This window comes from Klebsiella sp. JN_Kp127, assembly GCF_040062505.1.
Taxonomy (GTDB): domain Bacteria; phylum Pseudomonadota; class Gammaproteobacteria; order Enterobacterales; family Enterobacteriaceae; genus Klebsiella; species Klebsiella quasipneumoniae.
The window spans coordinates 227,046-247,011 of the sequence record NZ_JBEAHS010000053.1 but is presented as its reverse complement, the minus strand read 5'-3'; the positions used below and the strand labels follow the sequence as shown (position 1 = coordinate 247,011).

At 52.3% G+C, this 19,966-nt stretch carries 29 protein-coding genes; 26 read left to right on the top strand and 3 right to left on the bottom strand.

The annotated features are described in order from the left end of the window. Positions 1-8: 8 nt before the first annotated feature. From ABLV04_RS23240 to ABLV04_RS23230, 3 genes are read right to left on the bottom strand one after another with little or no spacing between them, the layout of a single operon-like run. On the bottom strand, positions 9-626 hold the full coding sequence (locus ABLV04_RS23240; RefSeq protein WP_020315056.1) for a hypothetical protein: 618 nt from the start codon (positions 624-626) through the stop codon (positions 9-11). Between the two features lie 3 nt (positions 627-629). After that, the gene (locus ABLV04_RS23235; RefSeq protein WP_223366906.1) at positions 630-989 is read right to left on the bottom strand and encodes a hypothetical protein; all 360 of its coding nucleotides are present in this window, start codon (positions 987-989) and stop codon (positions 630-632) included. 9 nt (positions 990-998) lie between these two features. Further along, on the bottom strand, positions 999-1,745 hold the full coding sequence (locus ABLV04_RS23230) for a TIGR04255 family protein (RefSeq protein WP_071599135.1): 747 nt from the start codon (positions 1,743-1,745) through the stop codon (positions 999-1,001). Positions 1,746-2,109: 364 nt separating this feature from the next. Here ABLV04_RS23230 and ABLV04_RS23225 point away from each other — a divergent pair, with 364 nt between their 5' ends. From ABLV04_RS23225 to ABLV04_RS23100, 26 genes are all read left to right on the top strand, one after another. Then, positions 2,110-2,346: a class II holin family protein gene (locus ABLV04_RS23225; protein WP_004111739.1), complete on the top strand. Its 237-nt coding sequence runs from the start codon at positions 2,110-2,112 to the stop codon at positions 2,344-2,346. Next, the gene (locus ABLV04_RS23220) at positions 2,324-2,854 is read left to right on the top strand and encodes a lysozyme (protein ID WP_023328100.1); all 531 of its coding nucleotides are present in this window, start codon (positions 2,324-2,326) and stop codon (positions 2,852-2,854) included. Before ABLV04_RS23225 ends, ABLV04_RS23220 begins: the two co-directional genes overlap by 23 nt. A gap of 32 nt (positions 2,855-2,886) precedes the next feature. Beyond that, positions 2,887-3,363 (top strand): DUF2514 domain-containing protein, encoded by a 477-nt coding sequence (locus tag ABLV04_RS23215; RefSeq protein WP_348816255.1) that lies wholly within the window; start codon positions 2,887-2,889, stop codon positions 3,361-3,363. Positions 3,364-3,444: 81 nt separating this feature from the next. Then, a complete protein-coding gene (locus ABLV04_RS23210; RefSeq protein WP_023317951.1) occupies positions 3,445-3,606 on the top strand; it encodes a hypothetical protein in 162 nt (53 codons plus the stop codon). Next, entirely contained in the window at positions 3,590-3,952 is a 363-nt protein-coding gene (locus ABLV04_RS23205) for an HNH endonuclease (RefSeq protein WP_348816238.1), read from the top strand. Before ABLV04_RS23210 ends, ABLV04_RS23205 begins: the two co-directional genes overlap by 17 nt. Beyond that, positions 3,904-4,221, top strand: a complete 318-nt coding sequence (locus ABLV04_RS23200) for a hypothetical protein (RefSeq protein ID WP_348816237.1) — start codon at positions 3,904-3,906, stop codon at positions 4,219-4,221. The genes ABLV04_RS23205 and ABLV04_RS23200 overlap by 49 nt, the downstream gene beginning before the upstream one ends. Then, complete coding sequence (locus ABLV04_RS23195; RefSeq protein WP_348816236.1) at positions 4,218-4,649, top strand: hypothetical protein; 432 nt, start codon at positions 4,218-4,220, stop codon at positions 4,647-4,649. The genes ABLV04_RS23200 and ABLV04_RS23195 overlap by 4 nt, the downstream gene beginning before the upstream one ends. A gap of 249 nt (positions 4,650-4,898) precedes the next feature. Further along, positions 4,899-5,333 (top strand): phage terminase small subunit P27 family, encoded by a 435-nt coding sequence (locus tag ABLV04_RS23190; protein ID WP_012542168.1) that lies wholly within the window; start codon positions 4,899-4,901, stop codon positions 5,331-5,333. Next, positions 5,333-7,054, top strand: a complete 1,722-nt coding sequence (locus tag ABLV04_RS23185) for a terminase TerL endonuclease subunit (RefSeq protein WP_012542167.1) — start codon at positions 5,333-5,335, stop codon at positions 7,052-7,054. Before ABLV04_RS23190 ends, ABLV04_RS23185 begins: the two co-directional genes overlap by 1 nt. After that, positions 7,048-7,227: a hypothetical protein gene (locus ABLV04_RS23180; RefSeq protein WP_020318187.1), complete on the top strand. Its 180-nt coding sequence runs from the start codon at positions 7,048-7,050 to the stop codon at positions 7,225-7,227. Before ABLV04_RS23185 ends, ABLV04_RS23180 begins: the two co-directional genes overlap by 7 nt. Then, positions 7,227-8,486, top strand: coding sequence for a phage portal protein (locus ABLV04_RS23175; RefSeq protein ID WP_348816235.1), 1,260 nt, complete (start codon positions 7,227-7,229; stop codon positions 8,484-8,486). Before ABLV04_RS23180 ends, ABLV04_RS23175 begins: the two co-directional genes overlap by 1 nt. Before the next feature lie 36 nt (positions 8,487-8,522). Then, positions 8,523-9,443: a S49 family peptidase gene (locus ABLV04_RS23170; RefSeq protein WP_048276846.1), complete on the top strand. Its 921-nt coding sequence runs from the start codon at positions 8,523-8,525 to the stop codon at positions 9,441-9,443. Positions 9,444-9,520: 77 nt separating this feature from the next. Beyond that, on the top strand, positions 9,521-10,807 hold the full coding sequence (locus ABLV04_RS23165) for a phage major capsid protein (RefSeq protein ID WP_014228907.1): 1,287 nt from the start codon (positions 9,521-9,523) through the stop codon (positions 10,805-10,807). Between the two features lie 58 nt (positions 10,808-10,865). Further along, positions 10,866-11,126: a hypothetical protein gene (locus ABLV04_RS23160; RefSeq protein WP_014907814.1), complete on the top strand. Its 261-nt coding sequence runs from the start codon at positions 10,866-10,868 to the stop codon at positions 11,124-11,126. Beyond that, positions 11,107-11,424, top strand: coding sequence for a head-tail connector protein (locus ABLV04_RS23155; protein ID WP_020317538.1), 318 nt, complete (start codon positions 11,107-11,109; stop codon positions 11,422-11,424). The genes ABLV04_RS23160 and ABLV04_RS23155 overlap by 20 nt, the downstream gene beginning before the upstream one ends. Next, a complete protein-coding gene (locus tag ABLV04_RS23150; RefSeq protein ID WP_064277432.1) occupies positions 11,421-11,759 on the top strand; it encodes a head-tail adaptor protein in 339 nt (112 codons plus the stop codon). The genes ABLV04_RS23155 and ABLV04_RS23150 overlap by 4 nt, the downstream gene beginning before the upstream one ends. Further along, the gene (locus ABLV04_RS23145) at positions 11,740-12,129 is read left to right on the top strand and encodes a hypothetical protein (protein ID WP_048337007.1); all 390 of its coding nucleotides are present in this window, start codon (positions 11,740-11,742) and stop codon (positions 12,127-12,129) included. Before ABLV04_RS23150 ends, ABLV04_RS23145 begins: the two co-directional genes overlap by 20 nt. Further along, positions 12,126-12,527 carry an HK97-gp10 family putative phage morphogenesis protein gene (locus ABLV04_RS23140; RefSeq protein ID WP_017898997.1) on the top strand — a complete coding sequence of 134 codons (402 nt, stop codon included), beginning with the start codon at positions 12,126-12,128 and terminating at the stop codon, positions 12,525-12,527. The genes ABLV04_RS23145 and ABLV04_RS23140 overlap by 4 nt, the downstream gene beginning before the upstream one ends. Before the next feature lie 31 nt (positions 12,528-12,558). Then, positions 12,559-13,020 carry a hypothetical protein gene (locus ABLV04_RS23135; RefSeq protein WP_023328090.1) on the top strand — a complete coding sequence of 154 codons (462 nt, stop codon included), beginning with the start codon at positions 12,559-12,561 and terminating at the stop codon, positions 13,018-13,020. Positions 13,021-13,077: 57 nt separating this feature from the next. Continuing rightward, entirely contained in the window at positions 13,078-13,443 is a 366-nt protein-coding gene (locus ABLV04_RS23130; protein ID WP_014228914.1) for a phage tail protein, read from the top strand. Positions 13,444-13,675: 232 nt separating this feature from the next. After that, positions 13,676-17,020, top strand: coding sequence for a phage tail tape measure protein (locus ABLV04_RS23125; RefSeq protein WP_348816234.1), 3,345 nt, complete (start codon positions 13,676-13,678; stop codon positions 17,018-17,020). Next, positions 17,020-17,358 (top strand): phage tail protein, encoded by a 339-nt coding sequence (locus ABLV04_RS23120; RefSeq protein ID WP_032418052.1) that lies wholly within the window; start codon positions 17,020-17,022, stop codon positions 17,356-17,358. The genes ABLV04_RS23125 and ABLV04_RS23120 overlap by 1 nt, the downstream gene beginning before the upstream one ends. After that, positions 17,355-18,110 carry a phage minor tail protein L gene (locus ABLV04_RS23115; RefSeq protein ID WP_064141495.1) on the top strand — a complete coding sequence of 252 codons (756 nt, stop codon included), beginning with the start codon at positions 17,355-17,357 and terminating at the stop codon, positions 18,108-18,110. The genes ABLV04_RS23120 and ABLV04_RS23115 overlap by 4 nt, the downstream gene beginning before the upstream one ends. A 1-nt stretch (position 18,111) precedes the next feature. Continuing rightward, on the top strand, positions 18,112-18,822 hold the full coding sequence (locus ABLV04_RS23110; RefSeq protein ID WP_348816233.1) for a C40 family peptidase: 711 nt from the start codon (positions 18,112-18,114) through the stop codon (positions 18,820-18,822). A gap of 41 nt (positions 18,823-18,863) precedes the next feature. After that, positions 18,864-19,286 carry a hypothetical protein gene (locus ABLV04_RS23105; protein ID WP_135704288.1) on the top strand — a complete coding sequence of 141 codons (423 nt, stop codon included), beginning with the start codon at positions 18,864-18,866 and terminating at the stop codon, positions 19,284-19,286. A 39-nt stretch (positions 19,287-19,325) separates the two neighbouring features. Next, positions 19,326-19,925, top strand: a complete 600-nt coding sequence (locus ABLV04_RS23100; protein ID WP_130943506.1) for a tail assembly protein — start codon at positions 19,326-19,328, stop codon at positions 19,923-19,925. Positions 19,926-19,966 lie beyond the last annotated feature (41 nt).

Sequence of the window (19,966 nt, the reverse complement as noted above, 5' to 3'; positions counted from 1 at the left end):
TCCAATGGTTAGTTGTCATAACGCGCAACATCTTCATGGAATCTACAGAAATGAATCGAAAGCTTGAAAAGTAGGATATAAAAACCAACTTGGCTTAATGTCAGAATCTTATTCGAACTCTCGAGAGATTGACGTAATTCTTCTGTTGATACTTGATACACATCATCTAAAAATATAATGCTTTCAGGAATGGTGTCACAACTTGGTAAATAAACAATGTTTGTTACAAGTTGTTTTTTCATAGCATCTAATTTGGTGTCAATTTTGTCTTGTGGAATGCCTGCTTTTTGAAGTCTCTCAACTAGGGTGGCTAAATTAACTAAGGGCGCAAAAACTGCGCGCATAGGGAAATCACGCTTGTTATTAGTGTCAATATCACAACTGTTACTTAAAATTATCCCTTTTGCTTCTTTGCTTCCTCTAGGGCCATAAATAGTTAATCCTTTAAAAACATCGCCTTGCAAAGCTGCTGCTTTTAAATCAACAGGATAATTTGACAAATAGTAGTTTATACCCTCCGGAAAGTCTGCTAATGCTTTAACAAGACCTTCTTTTTGTGGTTGGGTCAAATAATAGGGTATCTGATCTTTGAATTTATCAACATCATTAAAAAAATTCGTGCTCATCGATTAGTCCACATAAATATCCCATAAGGAACCGGCAATCACTGATTCAATTTCATTGCCTAATGTGATTTGGTTGGAGAGCATGGTGCCATAGAAATTTGAAACGACTGAGGCGAATTTAGCATCATTAAAGGTGCTTTCATCACTTTTATACAGTGAGATCGTTGGCGTAGTTGAGGGCATGAGTTGCTTATATGAAGACAAGTTTTGTGAGCCAGATATTGACGTACGCTGAATTGGACCAGAAAGAAGATTATCTTTAGCTTCGCTGGGGATCGAAGCAATGTAAATCCCACACATAAGATAACTTAAAAATTGAGCGTGAGATTTATAACTAGTCGTATTACTGTAAATATTAGACATAATTTACTCCTAGTATACTGGTTCTAATTCTTCTAATGTACTTTCTCTAATGCAACTGAAAAATGTTATTTTATTGCATTCGTGAATCTGATCAAGAGCACTTTGTCGATCGCTATTAAAAGATATTAGCTCGGATTCATCTTGTATTCTCTTGATTGTATCGATATCCAATATTAAACCATTGCGATTATATGTCTCATTGTTTGCTAATACCAATGCATGACTTACAACTTGTATAATAATATCAAAACTCTGATGAGGTTTATCTAAACGAAGAGTTAATGGATAAGATGACATTGATTCCCCAGCCATAACTACATCAATGTTGAGCTTTGGAAATAGATTGTCATTATCTTTCGCTTCAAAGAAATCGACATATTTGATGGAGTATCTACTAATGTTGTTATTAAGGTGTAGCTTATCAAGCTCCACTAAAACCTTTAGAATCATTGACTTAAAATGTGTCCAGCCCTTGTAAGCACCAGAGGTTGATATAACGATGCCATGATCACTGAGACCAATGAAATAATCTTCAACTTCTAAGCGTGAAACAAGTGCATAATGTAACTGCTCATCATCTTCCCTTACGTTTTTTGGGATTTGGCTAGGTGGCAAACTAATTACTGGTTTCTTGCAACCTAATGCGTGAAAAAGAAAGCCCGGAACTATTTCAGAAACTTGGGTATCTTTTGGGTAACGTAACTCGAAAGCAGCCTCGATCACAGGTTGCTTCTTCAACGATGTCGGAATGCGCATTTAGAATCCATTGGTTAAATTTTGAGCTGAAAATTTGCTTTGGGCATAGCTACCGCACGAGTCTTGGAGTAAGACTCTAGAAGGAGGAATTAGCGAGCACATCATTTCACGCTAATTTACGATGCCGATAAGTATAAGGTTAACACTTTACCCCTTCCAACTTAATTTACTCACGCGTACGCAAAAACTATCGTAATCTGTTAAGAGTGATTACTTTGACACATAGCTTAACCATAAGAACCTCGCCAGACGGCGGGGTTTTTGCTTTTTAGGCCTAGGTAAATCCTTCAGGTCACGCTTCTCGGTTGAGCCTGAGGCCTGTTTTTTTATCATTTTTAGCACCCCGTTAACCCGGAGGTGGAGTATGTATCGCATGGACAAACTAACAACCGGCATTGCCTATGGCGCATCAGCTGGAAACGCCGGGTTCTGGATGCTTCAGGTGCTAGATAAAGTCAGTCCATCACAATGGGCAGCCATTGGCGTGCTTGGCAGCCTTCTTTTTGGTCTGCTTACGTACCTGACGAATCTGTATTTCAAAATTAAAGATGACCGGCGCAAAGCGGCACGGAGTGGTGATGGGAAACAGAGCGAAACTTAGTGCCGCAATGCTGGCCCTCATGGCTGCTGGTGCATCAGCTCCAACATTGATGGATCAGTTCTTGGATGAGAAAGAAGGAAACAGCCTTACAGCGTATCGCGATGGCAGTCAGGGGATCTGGACAATTTGCCGCGGGGCCACGCGTATAGATGGTAAACCCGTCACTCAGGGTATGAAACTGACCCAGGCCAAATGCGATCAGGTAAACGCGATAGAGCGCGACAAAGCGCTGGCATGGGTGGATCGGAATATCCATGTCCCTTTGACCCCGCCACAAAAAGTAGGCATTGCCTCGTTCTGTCCATACAACATCGGGCCCGGAAAATGCTTCCCGTCTACGTTCTATCAGCGGATTAACGCCGGTGATCGTAAAGGCGCATGTGAAGCGATTCGCTGGTGGATAAAAGACGGAGGGAAGGATTGCCGGGTGCGCTCCAATAACTGCTATGGGCAGGTAACACGCCGTGATCAGGAAAGCGCGCTGACTTGCTGGGGGATTGACCAGTGAGTGCAGCCTACTTAAAGCCAGCTATCGCCGTAATGGTTATTGCTGGTGCCTTTGTTGCTGGTTTAGCCTGGAGCGATCGGGCATGGGAAAAGCGGTGGGCAGAACGTGATAGCGCCGAATCGTCCCAGATAGTTAACGCGCAAACCGCCGCCCGGATGATTGAACAAGGGCGTTTAATCGCCCGCGATAAGGCCGTAAAAAATGCTCAAGCGCAAACAGCAGCAGCGCGTACTGCTGCCGCTAATCTCTCTGATACTGTTAGCCAGCTGCGTCAGCAGGCAAAAAACCTTGCCACCCGCCTGGACGCCGCAAGCCACACCGCAAGTCTTGCCGCTACCGTCAGAAGCAAAACAACCGGCGCCACCGCCGGAGTGCTCGCCGACATGCTTGGAAACCTTGCAGAAGAAGCTCGACGGTATGCTGCAATCGCTGACGAACGCTACACAGCGGGAATGACCTGTGAGCGGATTTACGAATCAGTAAGAACGTCTATCCCCAGTAAGGGATAAGATGATGTTTATCCCTTTGTAGGGATATCAACTGAATGGCCTCGCATCTGCGGGGCTTTTTTATTCGCAAAAGGTAACGCGATGAAGAACTTAAAAATTGCATACGTAGACGAGAAGCTGGTGGCGATTGAGTGTGACGGATTGTCATGCTCATCGCTGCCATTTTCAGAGTTTCCCATCGACAGTACCGCTTTAACTCTCCCTCAACTCATGCTCGAGGATGCTTATGCCGCCACGAGCTAAACGACCTTGCCGGCACAGAGGATGCGCGACTGTGACCAATGATGTCGGTGGATACTGTGAGATGCATCGGCAGCAACACGCTGGTGATGGCTGGCGTAACTACCTGCCCGGAAAAACTCGGCAGGAACGTGGTTATGGTCGACCGTGGGAAATTAAACGGGCCCGTATCATGAAGAGGGATAAATACCTTTGTCAGAACTGCAGGCGAGACGGTATTGCCACGAAAGCCTCAAGTGTCGACCACATCATTCCTAAAGCTCATGGCGGTACCGATGATGACTTTAATCTGGAGTCATTGTGCTGGACCTGCCACAGCAAGAAAACAGCAACAGAGAGAACCCGATGAAGAGTTTCAAAATTGAATACGTTGATGGCGTTTTGACCGTTCTGGAGACGGATGGTCAGTCACGAATGAATGAAGCCGTGCATGGCATCCATTTTGAGCATGTCCAGGGCGGCCGCCCACTGCTGAAACTGACGATTGCGCATGATATTGCACCGGCACCGGCTGCTGAGTCGGCTCAGGAACCTTTAGTGGGTGAGCTGGTACAGGATCAACAATCTCCGCTTCCCGGCGGTCGTCGTTCCCGCCATCGTAGGGGAGGTAAGCAATGATGTATAAACGCACGGATCTGACGCTCTCCATGTTCTATGCATCCAGCGCTGATGCAGACGGGAACAAAGTGGCTACGTTGACGATGCAGGTAATTGCAGCAGAGGTTGGAGCCGTCCAGACTAGCCAGCTGCGATGTATAACCGATAGCGCGAAGAAAAAAACGTATAGCGTAGGTGAACAATCTGTCAGTAATGGTTCCGATCCGTTGCTGATCGCGATTGAGAATTACTGGCGTCAGAGTACGGATGTCGTCGTTAAAGGATTGATCGCCGAGGTGACCGACTTCATCGCAGGGAACATCAACTCAGTCAGCACCTGGATCGGTCAGTTTGGGATGAAGGTTTTCGAGAACCAGCCATTAGATGAACGGCTTCCAGAAAGCGTACTGCAGGCCGATGGAGGATCTGCTACAGCGACAGTATCCTGACCGCCGGTATAACAACTGGTGTTCATTGAACGTCTGAGATATGCCGGCCCACGCAGTGCGAACCGTATTCGCCGCCGGCGCAGCCGGAATGACGACCTCCACCTCGACTGAGGCAGCTGCAGCCAGGGGGGAGGGGGGAGCAAATCCCTGACCCCTTTCGCGCTTCGGGACTGCCCGTTGAAGTCTATTTTTACACGCCAGAAATAAGAAATTTTTTTCCGGAAGGTTTCATCTATCAAAGGAACGTTTATGGCCGGAGGAATTCGATCGTCCGGTGGTGGCCGAAAACCTACTTTACCCACCGGGCAAAAAAGCAAATTAACACGTATTGCGCCCCCCGCTGAGTTAATGGGGGAGGCGGCAATAAGAATGTGGAAGACGCAAAGCAAAATACTCATCGACCGAGGGGTGTTTGAGCTGGAGGATGCACCTTTGTTGCTGGCTTACTGCAATGCTTTTCATCTGATGCTCGAAGCCGAAAAAATGCTGGCCAGCGGACTGACCTCAGAAAGTGAAATGGGGGGCCTGAAAAAACACCCTGCAGTTAATGTCCGGAATGACTCGGTTTCCCAGCTTGCCCGCCTCGGCTCTCTGTTGGGGTTAGATCCGCTCAGTCGTCTTCGCATGACCAGCGGACAAAAGGATCCGGACGATGACGGGAATGAATTCGATGAGTTTGACTGATGGCTACGTATCCGAACGTCAATGCGGCGAACCAGTATGCGCGGGATATCGTTGGCGGGAAGATTCTGGCGTGTCAGTTAACGGTACTTGCCTGTCAGCGACATCTGGACGACCTCGAACGAGCAAAGGATCCCCACTGGCCCTACCGCTTCGATAAAAACAAAGCAGAACGATTTCTTCGTTTTGCCCAGAAAATGCCTCATACCTCAGGGGAATGGGCCCGGCGTAAACTCCGGATTGAATTTGAAGCCTGGCAGAAGTTCGCTCTTGGCGTACCGTTTGGATGGGTACACAAGAAGACAGGCCTGCGTCGTTTCTCTGAAATCTATATCGAGGTGCCCAGGAAGAACGGGAAATCCGCTATTGCCGCTGCTGTAGGAAATTATATGTTTTGTGCAGATGGCGAGCATGGTGCAGAAGTCTATTGCGGCGCCACGACTGAAAAACAGGCATGGAAGGTATTTTCTCCGGCGCTGCAAATGGTGAAAAAGCTGCCGGCATTGCGGCAAAAATTCTCGATAAAACCCTGGGCAAAAAAAATGACGCGCCCTGACGGTTCGGTTTTTGCGCCTGTGATCGGTGACCCGGGGGATGGTGATTCGCCATCATGCGCCATCATTGATGAATATCACGAACATACTACTGATGCGCTTTACACCACGATGACCACCGGTATGGGGGCTCGTGAACAACCGATGACACTGATCATCACCACCGCCGGCTATGACATTACATCCCCTTGCTATGAAAAGCGTACTCAGGTTGTCGAGATCCTGCGGAGAACCCGTAATGGCGAGGAAAATGAAACCATATTTGGGCTGATTTATGGCCTTGATGACGATGATGACTGGACGACTCCTGAGGCATTAATCAAGGCAAACCCCAACTATGGCATTTCGGTAAAAGCAGATTTTCTCCGGGCTAAACAATTATTGGGTATGTCGACGCCCGGGCAGACAAACAAGATTCTGACCAAGCATTTCAATCGCTGGGTAAGCGCAAAATCAGCTTATTACGACCTGAGAAAATGGATGGATGCAGCCGATAAAAACCTTAAGTTGTCAGATTTTGAAGGGGAAGAATGCTGGCTGGGTATCGATCTGGCCTCGAAAGTTGACCTCAATGCCGTGGTTCCAGTTTTTCGTCGTGAAATAGACGGAATAACACATTTTTACTGTGTTTCTCCTCTGTTCTGGGCACCCGAAGAAACCATTTACTCGCAGGAGACCGCGCTGAAAAGTACCGCAGAACGTTATCAGTCCTTTGTCCGGCAGGGTAAGTTGATCCCGACCGATGGTGGCGAAGTTGATTACAGGCTGATATTTGAAACGATCCTGAAGCTGCGGAATACCGTAAAAATTGCCCAATGCCCCATTGATCCTTATGGCGCGACTTCATTACGTCACATGCTTGAGGAAGAGGGGCTTGAGCCTGTCGAGATAAGACAAAATTTTACCCATATGAGTGATCCTATGAGAGAGATTGAGGCTGCGCTCATCTCGGGGAGATTCCATCATGACGGACACCCCGTCATGAACTGGTGTATTTCCAATATCGTCGGCCAGTACCTTCCCGGAAGTGACGATATTGTGCGTCCCGGGAAAGAAGGGCGGCAGAACAAGATAGATGGTGCGGTTGGTTTAATGATGGGGCTGGGGCGCGCCATGCTTAACAGTTCAGTGATGACATCCGTATACGATGAGGAAGATATAGCATGCTAATTTCAGTTCTGAGTTTTATTGTCGGCCTCACTGGTGCTGGATTGTTATCCGCGGGTGCCTGGCTTATTTCTCCATCAGTGGGATTGATAACAGGAGGGATTATTTGTCTGGGCTGGTCATATATGACAACCCGGGCCTTTTCCTCCGGCGTCAGCAATGGCGGAGGTGAATAATGTTCCTTCCCCAGATGTTCAGGGGCCGACAATATTCGGGTAATAGCTTCTGGGAATCCATGCTGGGCGGGGTTCGTTCAAGCCAGAGCAAAACTGGCATCATAATCACGCCGGAAACCGCTCTTGGGCTTTCAGCGGTCCGGGCCTGTGTCACCCTCCTGGCGGAGTCCGTCGCGCAGCTGCCGTGCGAACTTTACCGGCGGGATAAAAATGGCGGGCGCCAGCGTGCGACGGATCACCCGGTTTATGACCTGATTCACTCCCAGCCTAACAGAAAAGACACCTCATTCGAGTATTTCGAGCAGCAGCAGGGGTTGCTGGGGCTGGAGGGAAATTGCTACTCGATCATCGAACGGGACGGAAAAGGCTACCCGAAAGAGCTGATCCCCATTAACCCGAAAAAGGTCATTGTGCTGAAAGGGCCGGACGGTATGCCGTATTACCAACTCCCGGAAGTCGGTGAAATTCTGCCGATGCGCATGATGCACCATGTGAAGGTCTTTTCTCTGGATGGCTATATCGGCAGTTCCCCCATTCAGACGAACGCAGATGTTCTGGGGCTGAATCTGGCGGTTGAGGAGCATGCGGCCGCGACATTCCGGCGCGGGACAACGATGAGCGGGGTGATAGAGCGTCCGAAAGAGGCTGCGACCATTAAAAGCCAGGATGCTATTGATCGCCTGCTGGCGAAATGGACCGAGCGCCATTCCGGTATTCACAATATGTTCTCTGTGGCATTGCTGCAGGAGGGCATGAGCTACAAACAACTATCGCAGGATAACGAAAAGGCGCAGCTGCTACAGTCGCGGCAGTGGGGCGTGGAAGAGGTCTGCCGGCTCTATAAAATCCCGCCACATATGGTGCAGATGCTGGCGAAAGCGACCAACAACAACATCGAGCACCAGGGCCTGCAGTTCGTGATGTATACGCTGCTGGCCTGGCTGAAACGCCATGAGGGTGCGCTGCAGCGCGATCTGCTTCTGCCCAGCGAACGCCGCGATTTGTACATCGAGTTCAACGTTTCCGGGCTGCTGCGAGGCGACCAGAAGTCACGCTATGAATCGTATGCGCTGGGCCGCCAGTGGGGATGGCTATCCACTAACGATATCCGGCGTATGGAGAATCTGCCGCCAATTGCTGGCGGGGACAAATACCTGACGCCGCTCAATATGGTCGACAGCGCGAAGATCCTTCCTGGCGATAAGTCGCCGACAGCAAAACAGCTGGCCGAAATCGAAACCCTTCTGGCCAGAGCCTGATTATTTCCCGCCGCGCGGGATGACCTGGAAGACAACATGACAACGAAATTAATTAACCTGCCGCACCTGGCAGATATGGTCTTTGGCGTGCCGCATTACGTGACGCGGCAAACAATGGACTCCGTGAAAGCGGTGCTCATCCCCCGTATTCAGGGGATCACCGAAGATGCCGTCATTCAGATGGCGCTGAATCCGGGTAAATCACCTGCTGCTGAGCAGGTCCAGCCCACCGGCGGGGTGGCGGTGATCCCCGTTCACGGCATTCTTGTTCCACGCCGGGGGCAGATTACGGCGATGTGCTCCGAGCTGACCAGCTACGAGCGGATCCGCGGGCAGCTGCAGGCGGCGTTAAACGACCCCTCAATCAGCGAAATCGTTCTGGATATTAACTCCGGCGGCGGCGCAGCGGTGGGGTGCAAGGAGCTGGCCGATTACATTTATCAGTCTCGCGACACGAAACCCATCACGGCGATTGTGAACTACAGCGCGTATTCCGCCGCGTATTTCATCGCGTCGGCCTGCAGCAAAATCATCGTCAGCCAGACCAGTGGCGTGGGGTCGATTGGTGTGATCATGGAGCACCTCGATACGTCGAAGATGGAAGAAAAAATGGGGCTGACGTTCACCACCATTTACCGGGGAGATAACAAAAATAACGGCACCCAACATGAACCACTGAGTGAAGAGTCGCTGGGTATGTTCCAGGGCATGATCGACGAAATGTACGAGACGTTTACGGGGTCGGTGGCCGAATATCGCGGCCTGAAGCAGCAGGCCGTCATTGATACGCAGGCGGGGCTGTATTTTGGCCCTGGCGCTGTGTCAGCCGGCCTGGCGGATGAAGTCTCTGACCCCCAGGCGGCGATCAATGCTATCGCGGCAAAGTATCAGCAACCCCGTCAAAAAACCTCCATTCAGATGCAGGCAGCCGCGATGGATCTGCAAACCAAAATGTAACCCGGCGCAAACACAAACCGCGTCACCTTAAGCAGCCAGCAGGCTGCTTTTTTTATGTCTAAAAAGAGAGAAATAATATGCCACATATTGAAGAATTGCGTCGTCAGCGTGCGGGTATCAACGAACAGGTTCAGGCCCTGGCAACCATTGACGCCAGCGGCAGCACGCTGACTGCGGAGCAGCTGACGGAGTTTGCGAACCTGCAGCAGCAGTTCACTGATATCAGCGCCAAAATTGAACGCCTGGAAGCCGCCGAACGTGCTGCGGCGCTGGTCGCAAAGCCCGTGAAAGCGACTCAGCAGGCCCCCGGCATTATTGTTAAGCAGGAGCCGAAACAGTACACGGGTGCCGGCATGACCCGACTGGTTATGTCTGTCGCTGCAGGCGCAGGTAATCTGCAGGACGCGGCAAAATTCGCTTCAGAAGAGCTGAATGACCAGTCCGTATCGATGGCCATTTCCACCGCAGCGGCGTCCGGTGGTGTGCTTATTCCGCAGAACCTCCACAGTGAGGTGATCGAGCTACTGAGCGACCGAACCATCGTCCGCAAGCTGGGTGCCCGTCCCGTTCCGCTGCCTAACGGTAATATGACGCTACCACGCGTGGCCGGTGGAGCAACGGCAAGCTACACAGGAGAAAACAAAGACGCCAAGACATCAGAAACACGCTTTGATGATGTAAAACTTACGGCGAAAACTCTGATTGCGATGGTGCCTATTTCCAATGCACTGATTGGCCGCGCCGGATTCAACGTCGAGCAGCTGGTCCTGCAGGATATTCTGACCGCCATCTCAGTGCGTGAGGATAAAGCCTTTATGCGCGATGACGGTACCGGCGATACACCGATTGGTATGAAGGCGCGCGCGACGCAGTGGAACCGCCTGCTGCCGTGGGAAGCTGATGCAGCGATCAACCTGAACACAGTTGACGAGTACCTGGACAAGATCATTTTGATGGCGATGGACGGCAACAGCAATATGATCAGCAGCGGCTGGGGCATGTCGAACCGTACCTATATGAAGTTGTTTGGGCTGCGTGACGGCAACGGCAACAAAGTCTATCCGGAAATGGCTCAGGGATTACTTAAAGGATATCCGGTTCAGCGTACCAGCGCGATCCCTGCGAATCTGGGGACCGGGGGTAAGGAGACTGAGATTTACTTTGCTGACTTCAATGATGTGGTTATCGCTGAAGACGGCAATATGAAAGTCGACTTCTCGAAGGAAGCCTCTTACATCGATGCCGATGGCACCCTGGTATCTGCGTTTTCCCGTAACCAGTCGCTAATCCGCGTTGTTACTGAGCATGATATTGGCTTCCGTCATCCGGAAGGCCTGGTGCTGGGTACCGGCGTCCTGTTCTAACCCATCCCTCAGTAAATACGGCCCGCATATGCGGGCTATTCCCTTTCAGGAGAATGTTATGGCTGCGAAAAATAAAGCAGTGGAGCCGGAAGAAACAGGCACACAGGACAATCATGCGACCGTGGTCGCACAGGCAGAGCGTAAATCCGTTGTGTTCCTTGGGCCGCACCACCGTTATTCCCGTGGAGATATCGCGTGCTTTGAAGGATCGCGCGCCGAAGAACTGGTTAAGCGGCGTATTGCGGTATGGCCGGAGGATGCCGAACGTGCGCTGAAACCGAAGCCGGGAGACAGCGATTTTGATACTGACATTGGATGATGTGAAAACCCAGCTACGCCTGGAACTGGATTTCACGGAGCATGACGCCATGCTCACGCAAATGGTGAACGCCGCGCAGAGGAGCATCGAGCGTGATTATTACTGCAAGCTGGTCACCAGTGATGAAGAGCTGCAGGCTCTCCCGGAGACCGTCCGTGGATTTATCGCGGATGAAGATATCCGGCTGGCCATTCAGTTTCTGGTCAGCGATGCGTATCTGAATGGCCATACCGGACAGTGGCTGGAAACCGCTGCGGTGAGGCATCTTCTTTTCCCCCTGCAGGAGCATACGCTATGAGCCTGAAACCGGGTGATATGAACTGTCGCATTGCGATTAGCTACGTTCAGTCCGGTCGGGGACCGATGGGCGAACCGCTACCGGAAAAGCAGGTTGAATCGGGAAAAGCGTGGGCAAAACGGGAGCTGGTATCGGGGCGGAAAGTCCGCACGCTGGATCAGCAGCAGGTGGTGGAAACCTGCCTGTTTACGGTCTATCCGGGTGTGCTGGTTGATATTGACTGGAAAATCACGACGAAAAATCTGGTTTATACCGTCCGGAATATCGACCGCAAAACGGACCGGATCATTATCACGGGGGAGGCTGACGGGCGGCATGATAGAGCTGGCGATTAAGGGTGCGCTGGAGCGCATCACCGGCATGAATGCGTATCCGCTTTTACTGCCGGACACGATCCAGGAAGGTGCGACCTTTCAGCGTATCTCTGACCCGGAAATGGTCTCGGGAATGTTGCGAACGGGGATTGTCTCTGCCCGTATCCAGGTGAATCTGTACCGTCTCGATGATTACACTTCACTGCTGCAGCTGGATAAAAAAATCTGGACGGAACTGAAGTCCGTCGTTCATGGCCAGCTGGAGGGTATCCCGGTTCAGTATGTGGAGCGAGGCGGTATCCATCAGGATAAAAACCAGCTGACGAATCGTCGCATTCAGTATCGCCTGACCCGCGATTTCATCATTCACTACGTGGAGGACTCCTCGTGATCCGAATGGAAGTTAAAGGGCTGGATGAGCTGGAGCGGCAGTTAATGGCCCTGGGCGAAAAAGTGGCGACGAAGGTATTGCGGGATGCCGGGCGCGAAGCGCTAAAGGTCGTCGAGGAAGATATGAAGCAGCATGCCGGCTTTGACGAAACGTCTGCAGGGCCGCACATGCGGGACTCAATCAAAATCCGCTCTTCCACCCGGAAGGGTAAAGGGAACGCGGTTGTAACGCTCCGTGTCGGCCCCAGCAAGCAGCACCATATGAAGGCGCTGGCGCAGGAGTTCGGTACGGTTAAACAAGTTGCAGACCCCTTTATCCGACCCGCCCTGGATTACAACCTCCAGACCGTTTTGCGCGTGTTAACCGTGGAAATCCGAAACGGCATTGAAAACAGGTAGCATCCGCTGCCGTATAAAAAGAGAGAGAAACATGGCTGATAAAACTTCGCCTGAATATGCGATGTTGCCGGCGGGCACCATTGTGAAATACGGGGAGCCTGGCGCTGCCACGTCAGCGCTGAAACCGCTGATTAACTGTAAAGCGTTGGGTGCAATGGGACAGACGGGGGGCTTTGTCGACTGCACCACGTTACTGGATAAGCAGAAACAGTCTATCAGCGATCTGCCTGACGGGCCTGAAAAGTCGCTGGGCTTCATTGATGATCCGGGCAATACCGATTTTGCCGCGCTGCTGAACGCAGCAGAGGCCCGCAAGACCATCCAGCTATACGTCGAATTACCCAACAAGCGAACCGCGACGATGCTACTGGCGCTGTCCGGCTGGCAGATGAATGAAATCGCCGCTCCGGCGAATGAGGTCATCCAGATCACTGTTCAGGGTAAGCAGAACAAGATCGCCTGGGGAACCGTCGCTGTCTCCGGCGGCGCCTGATTAACTTAACCTGTAAACAGCCACCTTCGGGTGGCTTATTATTTTTAAGGACCACCTGTGAAAGATAAAGATTACCTGTCCACGCTGAAATCCGCGTTGCTTAAATCGGAGCCAACCGTCATTAAAACCGAGTTATTTGGCGCCACCGTATTCATCCGCCGCCTGACCGGGGATTACCTCATCAGCTACGAAGAGAAAATGGCTGAAACCGCAAAAGCTGGCGCAGCGCGCGAGGCATCGGAGCAAGTCATCCAGATCGTCATCGATGCACTGGTTCAGCCAGATGGAACGGCCATTCCGGATGAGTTTAAACCCACGGCAGCCGAACTGCTGAAGGCCCATGAAAACCCCGAACTGCTGGCCGCAGTGGAAAAAGTGAAGCAACACGCAATCGGCAAGCTGGAGGAAGCGGAAAAAAACTGAGTGACTCGCCCTGGCTGGAGCTGATCTTCTGGCTGGCCGACCGCTGGGGCGAGCCTGACCCATCCAAAATTGCCGCATTGCCGGCAAACACTCTGTACCACTGGCGAGCCTACTTCCTGAAACAGGGCACTTTCCGCCGTCCTGGCGATGAAAACGCGCCACCTACCGAAACCACACCTGCGCCATCCCGGGTCGATGATGAATGCGCGGCAGTCATGAGGGCATTAATGTAATGGCAGACGTCGCATCTTTAGCGGTCGGGCTGCACCTGAACGCAGCCAGTTTTAAATCCCAGCTGCTGGGAGCGTATGGCGATGCGGAGAACCAGTCACGACGGTTTAACCGTAATGCCCAGGCGAACGCGAAAAAGACGGAGGACGCCTATAAGAAGGTCGGTCTGTCGATATCCGGGATGGCCAGCCGGCTGGCGGGGCTTGCAGGAGCCGGCCTTTCCATCGGCACGATCGTCACCACGTCCAGACAATATGGACAGGCATTATCAGACCTGCAGGCCATCACCGGTGCGACTGCAGCTGAAATGAAAGCGCTGGATCTGGCTGCGCAGGAAATGGGGCGCACGACAGAGTACAGCGCCAGCCAGGCCGCCGAAGCGTTAAAGCTGATGGCGTCGGCTAAACCGGAGCTTTTAAAAACGTCCGATGGACTGCAGAAGGCTACGAACAGCGCGCTTATCCTGGCGCAGGCCGCCGGCACAACGCTGCCCGATGCGACCAGAACGCTGGCGCTCTCCTTAAACCAGTACGGGGCGAGCGCGCAGGAAGCGGATCGTTATATCAACGTGCTGGCTGCCGGCGCGAAGTACGGATCGTCGGAGATTGTGGATACAGCGGCCGCCATTAAAAATGGTGGCGTCGCAGCCGCACAGGCCGGCGTTGGTTTTGAGCAGCTGAATGCCGCGATTCAGGTGCTGGCAGAGCGTGAAATTAAAGGCGGGGAAGCCGGCACGGCGCTGCGTAACGTCATCCTGAACCTGGAAAAGGGCACAGACAAGAGCCTCAAGCCGTCCGTGGTTGGTCTCAGCCAGGCGCTGACCACTCTTTCCGGGAAAAATCTCTCCACGGCCCAGGCCGTAAAACTGTTTGGCGTGGAGAACCTGAATGCGGCGTCTATCCTGGTCCAGAACCGTTCAAAGCTTGATGAGCTGACCGCTTCCCTGACCGGTACCAAAACGGCGCATGAGCAGGCATCCATCAGGGTTAACAACCTGAACGGCGATTTGCTGGGGCTGAGCAGTGCGTTTGAGGGGATGGTCATTAAGATCGGCCAGAGCAGTAACGGGCCACTCCGCAGCGGGATACAGGTTGCCACGGAGGCGCTGAACAGCCTGGCAGACAATTTCAACACCGTCTCCAGCGTGGCGCTTTACAGCCTGATCCCCGTGCTATCCACGAAACTGACTGCAGGGCTGCGGGAGAATATCGCGGCCTGGCGGGAAAGCCAGGCGGCGGTAAAAGCGAGGGCGCAGGCTGATGCGGATATTGCCCGCAAAACGCTGGATTCGACAGCTGCCATCCTGAAACAGAACGACGCTGAGTTTGGCCATTACCGGCAGATGGAGCGGACGGCTAAACAGTACGGGATGAATATCAGTTACCAGGATGAGTTTACCCGGCTTATCCGGCAGGAAACTGAGCAAACGAACCTGGCCAGCCAGGCGAAACTGAAACTGGCGGCGGCAAACCGGCAATTGTCGATATCAGCCCGCGCGGCCTCCGTTGCGGTGGGGCTGGCAAGAGGCGCATTAAATTTAATCGGTGGTCCGTTCGGCGCCGCGATGCTGGCCGGTTCGGGCCTCCTTTACTTTCATGAGAAAGCAAAGGAGGCCAGGCAGTCAGCCATTGATTTAAAAGATGCCGTAGTCGAAACCAGTGAAGCGCTGATGCGCCTCTCGCTTAACCAGTTAAATGTGAAGCAGTTCGACCTGGAGGATCAGTACGAAAACCAGGTCGTGCAGCGTAACCAGCTGATGAAAGAGATTCAGGATGCCGACAGTCGTATCGACAGCCTGAAAGGGTTTGACCCCTTCGGCCAGCTGGAAGGGGTAACAAAAGGCCAGGCGCGTGCACGGGCGGATCTCGATAGCGTTAACGAGGGACTCCGCAAAACCGAGGAAAACATTAAGCGTGTCAGTGATGCAAAAACACTGGCTCAGCTGGGTTTATCGGGAAAAATAACCTCCCTTACGGACGATCTGAAAGGGGCGTTGAGCACGCCCCCCAAAGAGACCGGAGAGGGAAATCCCTGGGGCGGAGATGGCGGTACCGGCACGGGGAAAGGCAGTAAGTCCAAGGTCGACCAGTTCAAAACGCTGCGGCAGCAAATTGAAGAAGCCCATGCGTCCAGCCTGGCCAGAATTAACCTGCAGGAAAAGGACAGTAACAGGGAGCTGCAGGAAGCGGCGAAGAAAAATGGCGCCAGTGATGCTGACCTGCAGCGCGCGCTGTTAATGAACGCAGAGAACTACCAGAAACAGCGACTGGATCTGGCCGCGCAGTATTCCCCCGCCCGGGAAACTCTGCGAAAAGAGCAGGAAGCCAGCCGGGACCTGGCTGAGCTTTTCAAAGCCCGCCTTCTTGATGAAAAAGAGTACCAGGCCGCACGAATAACGCTGGCCAGAGATACCGCGAAAGAGCTGCTGCAGGCGCATGCCGATGAAATCGCTGCGCCGGCACTGGATATCGCCGGCGAAGTTGATCCACTGGTCTCGCTGCGCAATCAGCTTGCGCAGCGGCAGGCATTGCTGCAGGCGTACTACCAGGGCAGCGCGATCAGCAAAGAACAGTACGAAATGCTGATGCAGAAGGCGACGAAAGAATCCGCCGATGCGCAGTATCAGACGTCGCTGGAGTTATACCGATCACAGGGAGAATTCCAGAGCCTGGCCGTCGGGTTATTTGAAACGGCCCATGAGCGCTCAAGCAACTTCCTGACGAGCATGCTGACGCGGACGAGAAGCTTTAAGGAGAACATGGCTGACCTGTTTTCCTCGCTCACGCAGTCGGTCATAAAAAACCTCGTTGATATGGCCGCTCAGGCGCTGGTCACCAGTTCTGTCATGCAAACCATTATGGGCGTGGTGGGCGTCGGGACCAGCGTTTTCACGGGCGCCGCAGGTGCTGCAGATGCAGGTTCGGGGACGGCGATCCAGAATGCCGCCAGTAACTTCCAGTTTAACGCCAAAGGCGGCGTTTACGACTCACCGTCGCTGAGTGCATACAGTAACCAAGTCTACGATTCTCCGCAGTTCTTCGCTTTCGCAAAAGGGGCCGGCGTATTTGGCGAGGCCGGGCCGGAGGCCATCATGCCACTGACGCGTGCCGGCGATGGTTCGCTGGGTGTACGCGCTGTCGGTGGTGGTCAGAACGCCGGCGCGTCGGAAGGGCCAAAAGTCTATATCACGATTGAAGGCGGAAACACCTCAACGCAGGCGCCGTCTGGTTTTGAGCAGTTTGGCCAGCAGATTGGCTCGTTTGTGGAGAAAAAATACAGGGAGCTGATGGCGCAGGATATGCGACCTGGCGGGATGGTCTGGAATGCAGTTAAAGGGCAACGTTGATGGCTATTGAGATATTCACCTGGAGTCCGCGGGTTAATCCCCAGCAGACCGTTAACTTTCGTGTCCGGAAGGCGCAATTCGGTGACGGGTATGCGCAGGTATCCGGCGATGGTATTAACACCCGATCACAGGACTGGGAGCTGAGTTTTGTCGGTACGGAGGACTATATCCGACCGATTAAGCAGTTCCTCGACCGTCATGCCGGCACCCGCGCGTTTCAGTGGACCCCGCCTCTGGAAGAGGTGGGGCTTTTCCGCTGCGAACAATATAAACCGGTGCCGCTGGGCGGCGGAAATTACTCACTTTCAGCCACTTTTATTCAGGCATTTAAACCATGAGCCTTAACGCGAATTATCAGAAGTTAGAGCCAGGCGATGAGGTTCGTCTCCTGGAGATCGATGGCCAGGCGTTTGGCCTGGACGAGGTTTTGTATTTCCACGGCTATAACGTTCCCCATACTGCAGCCGAAATCCTCGCCGCTGGCGGCGACCTGGATAAGCTGCCGGCGAAAAGCATCTGGTGGCAGGGGCGGGAGTATAAAGCCTGGCCATGTGAAATCGAAGGGATCGAGTCCTCCACCACGGGCAGCGACGCGCAGCCAACGCTGCGGGTAGGGAATATCGACGGGAAGATATCCGCGCTCTGTCTTCATTACGACGATCTGGCTCTCGCGCGGGTTGTCATCCACGACACGCAAAAACAGTATCTCGATGCGAAGAACTTTCCGGACGGGAATGCCTCAGCCGATCCGACGCAGGAGAAACGGCGCCTCTTCTTCATTGACGTAAAGCATTATGAAGACGATGAGAAGGTGGAATTTACTCTCTCCAGCCCTTTTGCCCTGCAGGGGATGATGATCCCCACTCGCCAGCTGCATGCGATTTGTACCTGGTGTACCCGCAATCAATACCGCAGCGGTAACGGGTGCGACTATGCCGGCACCCGGTATTTTGACAGGAACAATCAGCCAGTTGATGACCCGTCGCAGGATGTCTGCAATGGAACGCTCACGGCCTGCAAATTACGTCATGGTGAGAATAGTGAACTGCCGTTTGGCGGGTTCCCCGGCACCTCATTAATCAGGAGCTGATATGCGTCAGAAAACGATTAAGGCCATCCAGGAACATGCGGCCGCAGAATATCCGCGCGAGGCCTGCGGCCTCGTCGCCCAGAGGGGGCAAGCGGAGCGTTATTTCCCCTGCCGGAACCTGGCCACAGAGTCGAAAGATAATTTTGTGCTGGCGCCGGAGGATTATGCGGAGGTTGAGGAATGGGGAACGATCACCGGTATAGTTCACAGCCATCCTGATGCCACCACCCAGCCGAGCGAACTGGATAAAGCGCAATGCGACGCGACCCTTCTCCCCTGGCATATTATCAGCTGGCCAGAAGGCGATCTCCGTACCATTCACCCGCGTGGTGAGTTGCCGCTCCTCGAGCGACCATTCGTGCTGGGCCACTACGATTGCTGGGGCCTGGTGATGAGCTATTTTCGGCAAACCCACGGCATCGAGCTGCACGATTACCGCGTCGATTATCCGTGGTGGGAAAAGGAGTATCCGGACAATTTTTATCAGGACTGCTGGTATGAATGCGGGTTCCGTGAGTTTGATGGTCCACCGCAACCGGGTGATATGGTGATCATGCAGGTGCAGGCGGATAAGTGGAACCACGCCGGGATTCTGCTGGAAGGGAACCTGCTGCTGCATCACCTGTATGGCCATCTCAGCAAGCGTGTGCCGTATGGTGGGTACTGGATGGAAAGGACAATGAAAATCGTTCGATACCATTCTCTGTGTTAATCTTTTGTGGCATTTGAATTAAAAGCAAAAGGGACACAGCGATGAAGAAAATAGCTCTGGCATTAGCGATATTAGCTATAACGGGATGCGCGACATCAGCCGTTCCTCCGAGTAAAGCAATGCAGGCACCAAAGGAACGACTCTTAAAATATCAAAGCGACTCGGATGGATATGGCAGTCTAACTGTAATTCGAGATAAGGGTATGGTTGGTGGGGGGTGTTACGCAACAGTCTATCTAAACGGTGAGCGTTCAGCGAAGTTAGATACGAAAGAGAAAGCTACATTTTATCTTCCTGCCGGTGAATGGGCGGTTGGCGTAAACCTTGAGGGTAAAGGGCTTTGTAGCTATTCAGGGGATAGGCAGGAGAGATTTATTAGTTTAAGGAAAAGCGAGCATAAATATGTACGTATATTTACTGACGGTGATGGAAATATGGACATAAGGCCCACGACCCTTAATTAAAAAAATCCCGCTAAATGCGGGTTTTTTTATGGAGAAAAAATGCAAGAAGTAATGACGCGAATTGAATTGAGCGGACCATTAGGTAAAAGGTTTGGGAAAATTCACCATCGGCTAATTTCCTGCACACATGAAGCAGGAGAAGCGCTGGCAAAAACTATCCCAGGCTTTGAAAAATTCATGATATCTAGTGAGGAGCGTGGGTTAACCTATGCAGTATTCAAAGGTGATAAGAATATTGGAGTCGATGATTTAGGTTTTCCTGTAACCGGTGAAGTAATTCGTATTATTCCTGTAATCATTGGTAGTAAAAAAGCGGGAGCATTACAAACAATTCTTGGTGCAGTTCTTGTCGTTGTCGGCGTCATTGTGGGTTATGCCAGTGGTGGGACTTTATCTGCAGTGGGGTATGGAGCAGCCAAATTTGGCGCTGCCATGATGCTCGGCGGCGTCGTTCAGATGCTTTCCCCGCAGCCAGCAGGCCTGGCACGAAAAGAATCTGCTGACAATAAAGCGTCCTACGCCTTTGGGGGCGTGACGAATACTGCCTCTCAGGGATACCCAGTCCCTTTGCTTTATGGCAAACGGCGAATTGGCGGCGCCATTATATCTGCCGGTATTTACGTAGAAGACCAGCAATAAGATTTATTCACTAAACCATCCAATTCAGGCCACCTTGCGGT